Source organism: Aphanizomenon sp. UHCC 0183 (assembly GCF_009712065.1).
Classification (GTDB): Bacteria; Cyanobacteriota; Cyanobacteriia; order Cyanobacteriales; family Nostocaceae; genus Dolichospermum; species Dolichospermum heterosporum.
This window is the reverse complement of record NZ_VILC01000024.1, coordinates 53,689-60,084: the sequence shown is the minus strand read 5'-3', so window position 1 is coordinate 60,084 and position 6,396 is coordinate 53,689. Positions and strand designations below refer to the sequence as shown.

Below are 6,396 nucleotides of genomic sequence, written 5' to 3'. Positions count from 1 at the left end.
CCCTAAGTAAAAATTCAAGCATTTGTAATTCTTGAGAAGCCGGAAATTATTCACAGGACTTACGCAACTGGCACATTGGTAGGGTGCGTCAGACTGCATAAATCTTGCAAATAAACAGATTGTTGATATCTGACGCACCCTACAACAGATTTTTAGTGTGACACTTGCGTAAGTTCTAATTCAATCACCTGAATTTCATCAAGTTGATTAATCACCACGTCTGCACCTTGAACATTATCTGCCCTAGCAATCCAAGTAATCCCAATACAGCCGGCAGCCTTAGCATGACGCGCCATTTGCATATCACCTATAGAATCACCTACCATTAAAGTCGCCGCTGGTGATACTCCCAAGGCTTGGCAAGCTTCTAAAAACAGCGTCGGATCTGGTTTACTCGGACCATCATCAACTCCCTTTTCCAGTTGCAAATAATCGCTTAATTGGTGAGTAGTGACAAATTTTTTGACCTCTTGAGTCGTTGCTGCTGACAGGATTCCCAATTTTAAACCCGCTACTGACAAGTACTTTAATATCTCCAAACTACCCACAAATAAAGGTGAAGGAGTTTTACCAACATATTGTTCAGCTTCTTCTAAAGCTTGACGAGCGATTTTTAAAGATTCAAACCATCCCCTACCAGTTTCTGCAATGTAAGCGGCTGCTGCAACTTCTGTTTCTCTACGACTCGCTACTGATATTAAACCTGCTAGATCTAAGAAATTGCCATTAATACCAAAAGCCATTAATAAAGGTTCGCCAATTCCAGGAATTTGTGCGTCTATCATCCGTGCCGCTTTTTGTCCCAATGTTCTTAAATATGACTCAGAATCTTCTAAAGTACCGTTTTTATCAAATAAAATTGCTTCAATATTAGAAAATGCAATGTTTTTACATTTAATAGTTGCCAAAATATTTCACCCCATTCATGTTAATTGCGGATTTTCGATTGTAAGTAAAAAAAAAGAGGGATTTCCCTCTTCATAATATACTTTAACAATTTGAGTTGTAATCACTGACAATTATCAATCTATGATTCAATAGCTGCGGGGATCTCTTCTTCAATCTCTGTGGCTGGGGGAATTTCTTCCTCAATCACAGCTTCCATAGGTGCAACTTCTTCAGCTACGGCTTCCACATCTGTAGCTTCCACAGGTGTAGTAATACCTTGCTGTTTGGCAAGCAATTGTTCCCGATACTTAGCTGCCATTTCTTCGGCCTTATCATAAACCAAATCACGGTTCTTGATCATGTCACCAGGTTCGGGTTCTAACTGTTTAGTAGACAGTGAAATCCGTCCCCTTTCTGCATCCAAGTCAATGATCATTACTTTCACTTCATCATTAACATTGAATACACTATGAGGAGTATCAATATGCTCGTGGGAAATCTCAGAAATATGTAGTAGTCCGCTCACGCCACCAATGTCAATGAAAGCACCGTAAGGTTTGATACCGCGAACAGTACCAATAACTACTTCGCCCACTTCCAAACGGTTCATCTTCCGCTCAACCAGCGCTCGACGATGGGAGAGAACTAAGCGGTTACGCTCTTCATCTACTTCTAGGAATTTCAAGGGCAGTTCTTCGCCTACCAAATCTTCCTTGGGTTTGCGAGTGCTAATATGAGAACCGGGGATAAAGCCGCGCAGTCCTTCAATTCGCACTAATGCACCACCACGGTTGGTTGCGAAAACGCCAGAACGGACAGTAGCATCTTCTGCTTGTAACTGCCGAACCCGCTCCCAAGCCCGCATATACTCAATCCGACGAATTGAAAGGGTGAGCTGACCATCTTCATTTTCATCCGTAAGGATGAAAAATTCCCGTGTTTCGTTTGATTGTAAGACTTCTTCCGGGGCATCGACCCGGTTAATAGACATTTCTTGTATGGGTATATATGCTGCGGTTTTCGCACCTATGTCAATCAGAGCGCCGCGCGGCTCTATACTGAAAACTGTACCCGGTACGACATCTCCAGGGCTGAAGTGATAGTCGTATTTATCAAGTAGAGCAGCGAAATCTTCGTGGGTAAATCCAATTTCTGTAGCGGTTAAGTTCTGATTGACCATGCTAATGTGTTCCTGGGTCTAGTCTCCGTAAAGGTTTTGTCATAAATTCAGTTTATATGTAAGTAGTGGGAGGACAATTTCCACTTACATTGCTGTCTTATCCTAGCTTAGAATAGCTAGTCTTAACACATATCAACTTCCAGACATAAAATTATATCATATATGGCGGTGAATAGGGAATAGGTGACAGGTGACAGGTGACAGGTGACAGGGAATAGGGAACAGGGAATAGGGAATAGGGGACAGGGAATAGGGAACAGGGAATAGGGAATATCTGAGTTTTAATACCTAAACCAAAATATCCGCTGCTACTTATGATAGTAACAACGGATATTGTTAGTATATATTCCCTAATGAATTGGGAATAAGTAACCTATTTCTCTTTTTTCTCAAACCGGGGGGGTTCGCGGAAGGCGATCGCAAAAAAGAGTACACCTATTGCTAGGGTTAAAATCAAGATGTAAGCAACACTTTCCATATTTTTCAGATCCTGTCTGTTGAGCCAGTAATTTTAGTTTAACAAACCACAGAAAAAGCATGAAGTAGAAAAATCTACTTCACACCTCATCCAAGTTTTAAGCTTCCTTTCTCCGGCGAGTTGTCTTGTCACCCAGCTTCTGGAACAGACCCCATTCAACTTGTTCTTCTTCAATTTCCACACCGGCAAATACATCACGGTAGATTGTCCGTGAACCGTGCCACAAGTGACCAAAGAAGAATAATAGAGCAAATACAGCATGACCAAAGGTAAACCAACCTCTAGGAGATGTGCGGAATACACCGTCAGAGTTCAAGGTTTCTTTGTCAAATTCAAATATTTCTCCACCTTGAGCTTTGCGGGCGTACTTCTTCACATCAGCGGGATCTGTAAAGGTTTGACCATTCAGGTTCCCACCGTAGAAGCTGACTTTTACGCCAGTTTGTTCAAAGCTGTATCTAGATTCTGCCCGACGGAAGGGGATGTCAGCACGGATAACCCCATCTTTATCAGTCAAAATGACTGGGAAGGTTTCAAAGAAGTTAGGTAGACGACGAACTGTTAATTCTCGTCCTTCGGCATCTGTGAACACAGCGTGACCTTGCCAAGATTCAGCAATACCATCACCTTTCACCATTGCCCCTGTACGGAATAGACCACCTTTTGCGGGGCTATTACCAACATAATCATAGAAAGCTAGTTTTTCAGGAATTTGCGACCAAGCTTCGGTCAAAGAAGCACCTTCGGCAACGCTTGTTTGCACACGACGCTGAATTTCTTGGCGGAAGTAGTCTTGATCCCATTGGTAGCGGGTAGGACCAAACAGTTCGATGGGGGTAGCAGCGTTACCGTACCACATAGTTCCGGCTACTACGAAAGCAGCGAAGAATACAGCAGCGATACTGCTGGAAAGTACGGTTTCAATATTACCCATCCGTAGGGCTTTGTAGAGCCTTTCAGGAGGTCTAACTGTGAGGTGGAATAAACCTGCAACAATACCGACGATACCAGCCGCAATGTGGTGAGCGACTATACCACCTGGATTATAGGGGTTAAATCCAGCCGGACCCCATTCAGGGGCTACTGGCTGAATACTGCCCGTCAGTCCATAGGCATCAGATACCCACATTCCTGGACCAAAGAGTCCAGTCTGGTGGAACGCACCAAAACCAAAACAAAGTAAACCGGATAAGAACAGGTGAATACCAAACATTTTTGGCAAGTCTAGTGCAGGTTCACCGGTGCGAGGATCTCTAAAGAGTTCCAAATCCCAGAAAACCCAGTGCCAAACAGCAGCCAAGAATAATAAACCAGAAAGAACGATGTGAGCAGCAGCAACGCCTTCAAATGACCAGAAACCGGGGTCTACTGCTGTGCCACCAGTTACACTCCAACCGCCCCAAGATTCGGTTACGCCTAAACGTGCCATGAAGGGAAGTACGAACATCCCTTGTCGCCACATGGGGTTGAGAACTGGATCACTAGGGTTATAAACGGCTAGTTCGTACAGTGCCATTGAACCTGCCCAGCCAGCTACTAAAGCTGTGTGCATTAAGTGTACAGAAATCAGCCGACCTGGATCGTTGAGAACGACTGTATGTACTCGATACCAAGGTAGTCCCATTGACTACAAGCCTCCTGGATAGTTATGTTTACAAAGCAATTTTCTTACGGAGGTTCACAGATGACGGAAACCGTCAATCAGAGAAAGCTCTGAGTTTTTTTATTGCTGATTTTGAGTTTGGCAATACTGACGCACTACCATAGTTTGAGTTCTTTTGTCAAGAACTTGCTGTTTGAGTGTTTGGGTAATTGCTAAACAAAAATGAGAATATTTTAAAAAGTGTAACTATTGATGGAACGCTTTGCAAGCGTTTCTATTGCTGGAGTTACGTAGCTTGTGGCTTAAATATCGCTATCAGTCCCCAGAAATGCTGGTTATAACCTGATCTATTGGGAAGGCTGAAGTTTTTTAAGGCCACTATTCCAGGATAAAACTAAATTGGGGTTTTGTTCGGCGAACTGCTGGCAGCAGCGCTTTGCGATCGCTCATCGAGAAACTACAGATTTCATTATGGTAAATTAACAGACAAAGAAAACATCATCTACTTTGGGAATCTTCAATATTTATCAGGATCAATCGTCCATACAGGAGACAATTTAACTGGCGCTGGTGATGGTGATGACGAAGTAATTATTATTGATTTACCTCGCATTCCTGCTGATATTGCTAAATTAGTCTTCGTCATCAATATTTACGATTGTATTGCTCGTAAACAAGATTTTACTCAAGTTGACAATGCTTTTGTTAGATTCGTGAATGCAGCTAAGGAACGCAAATTTAATAACCTGCAATTCTGATGTAACCTGGAATGGTGCGTTACGCTGTCGCTAACACACCCTACTTTTGCACCTTATTTAATTCACATTCCTAAGTAATTGGACAAAAATATTTACAGTCATTGCGAGGGAAGGGAAGCAATCACAACCCTTGGAATTGCTTCATTTCACTTCGTTCCATATGGCTAACGCCACGCTTCGCTAACTCAATGACATTATGTAATTAATTCTGTCTCACTACTTATTGATAGCTTAATTGCCAAGTGGCTTCCATGCCGTTCGTTATTTCTTGTGATTTACAGGAACGGGAGGAGGAAAGTCTTAATCAGTTCCAATTATCTATGTCATGCAACCGCTTATAAGCAGAGTATTTAGTGAATGAGTGCGATCGCATGATTAACTTCTGCGGTTTTATAATTCCCCAACTTCAGCAAGAAAGATTGCGAAACTTGAGTCAAGAATTACAATTTGCTATTAATACTAATAATCTCTCGTCAATGGAGTATCACAGTCAGAAAACTAGAAAAGACTGATGAGGTACAGCTAGTACAAGGTTGTATTCCCGCCATCCAACAAGCCAAAGCCATTGCACCAAGCCAAACTAATGCCATGTCTGGCAAACTCTCTCGGATGTTGAATGCAGCTACAGGTGATGATAGTAATGAGGCAGATCGTTTATGGCGGGAATTACAACCAGATGTATAACATTGGTTAAATCAAGAATTACCCAGTAATAGCATTATCACGGGACTTACAGGATGAACACCAAAACTAAAATTGACTGTCCGGTTTGTGGGTATAAAGGAATTGAGAGCAAAAGTTGTCCTCATTGTGACACTGATGTTTCTCTAATCCGTTCCTTGGCAGAATTACCCCAGCGTCCGAAATCTTGGACAACAAGTATTGCCATTTTCATGCTGATAATAGGCATTACTATTGGTGCAGCAGGTAGTTTTTTTGCCCTACAAACGGCTATATATACCGCAACAGTTCCTAAACCTACAGTTACTACTACTAATCTCACTCCTCCTGTAATTACTCCTGTAATTCCTAAACCAGCCCCACCACTAGCCACTTATACCGTAAAATCAAGAGATACTCTTAGTAGTATTGCAGGAAAATTTTGTAGTAAATCTACTGATTGGCAATTAATCGTTGCCGCTAATCCTGAATTACAAAAACGGGAAAATCAGTTAGATATAGATCAGGTGTTGAAAATTCCTAGTAGCTGTCAAAGGAAAAGCCTATGAAGATAGTTGAGGTCACTACTTTTCCACCCTTCGGGTTTTGCACGCACAAGTCGTTTTTCATCCCCTGTCTGTAGCACGAAAGACGGAACTGGAGTTCCTGTTTCTCAGGGGCTTTCAAACTTCCTAGTCTTTCTTGTAAAATAGGATTTTTCGACCGAGATTATTGACAATAGAATCAATAAGGGTGGAAATTGATATGTATCTTTTTATGTCTAAGTAAGTGAACACAATAAAACCAAACTGTGTAAAGAAACGTAAAA

At 42.0% G+C, this 6,396-nt stretch carries 8 protein-coding genes; 4 read left to right on the top strand and 4 right to left on the bottom strand.

Annotated elements, in window-relative coordinates; genetic code table 11:
• Nucleotides 1–152: 152 nt before the first annotated feature.
• The 4 genes from FJR37_RS10820 to psbB all read right to left on the bottom strand — a co-directional run bounded on the left by FJR37_RS10820 (nucleotide 153) and on the right by psbB (nucleotide 4,170).
• Nucleotides 153–908 carry an HAD family hydrolase gene (locus tag FJR37_RS10820; RefSeq protein ID WP_039199350.1) on the bottom strand — a complete coding sequence of 252 codons (756 nt, stop codon included), beginning with the start codon at nucleotides 906–908 and terminating at the stop codon, nucleotides 153–155.
• A gap of 119 nt (nucleotides 909–1,027) precedes the next feature.
• On the bottom strand, nucleotides 1,028–2,068 hold the full coding sequence (locus FJR37_RS10815) for a 30S ribosomal protein S1 (protein WP_039199351.1): 1,041 nt from the start codon (nucleotides 2,066–2,068) through the stop codon (nucleotides 1,028–1,030).
• 373 nt (nucleotides 2,069–2,441) lie between these two features.
• Nucleotides 2,442–2,546, bottom strand: a complete 105-nt coding sequence (locus FJR37_RS10810; protein WP_027401293.1) for a photosystem II reaction center protein T — start codon at nucleotides 2,544–2,546, stop codon at nucleotides 2,442–2,444.
• 97 nt (nucleotides 2,547–2,643) lie between these two features.
• The gene (gene psbB / locus FJR37_RS10805; RefSeq protein ID WP_053538712.1) at nucleotides 2,644–4,170 is read right to left on the bottom strand and encodes a photosystem II chlorophyll-binding protein CP47; all 1,527 of its coding nucleotides are present in this window, start codon (nucleotides 4,168–4,170) and stop codon (nucleotides 2,644–2,646) included.
• Between psbB and FJR37_RS10800 the strand changes: the two genes are divergently transcribed.
• The 4 genes from FJR37_RS10800 (at nucleotide 4,170) to FJR37_RS10785 (ending at nucleotide 6,136) form a co-directional block, all read left to right on the top strand.
• Nucleotides 4,170–4,313, top strand: a complete 144-nt coding sequence (locus tag FJR37_RS10800; RefSeq protein ID WP_160289888.1) for a hypothetical protein — start codon at nucleotides 4,170–4,172, stop codon at nucleotides 4,311–4,313. The genes psbB and FJR37_RS10800 overlap by 1 nt on opposite strands.
• Nucleotides 4,314–4,556: 243 nt before the next feature.
• Nucleotides 4,557–4,907, top strand: coding sequence for a TerD family protein (locus tag FJR37_RS10795; protein ID WP_254434560.1), 351 nt, complete (start codon nucleotides 4,557–4,559; stop codon nucleotides 4,905–4,907).
• A gap of 447 nt (nucleotides 4,908–5,354) precedes the next feature.
• The gene (locus FJR37_RS10790; RefSeq protein ID WP_039199357.1) at nucleotides 5,355–5,591 is read left to right on the top strand and encodes a hypothetical protein; all 237 of its coding nucleotides are present in this window, start codon (nucleotides 5,355–5,357) and stop codon (nucleotides 5,589–5,591) included.
• Nucleotides 5,592–5,644: 53 nt separating this feature from the next.
• Entirely contained in the window at nucleotides 5,645–6,136 is a 492-nt protein-coding gene (locus FJR37_RS10785; RefSeq protein ID WP_039199359.1) for a LysM peptidoglycan-binding domain-containing protein, read from the top strand.
• Nucleotides 6,137–6,396 lie beyond the last annotated feature (260 nt).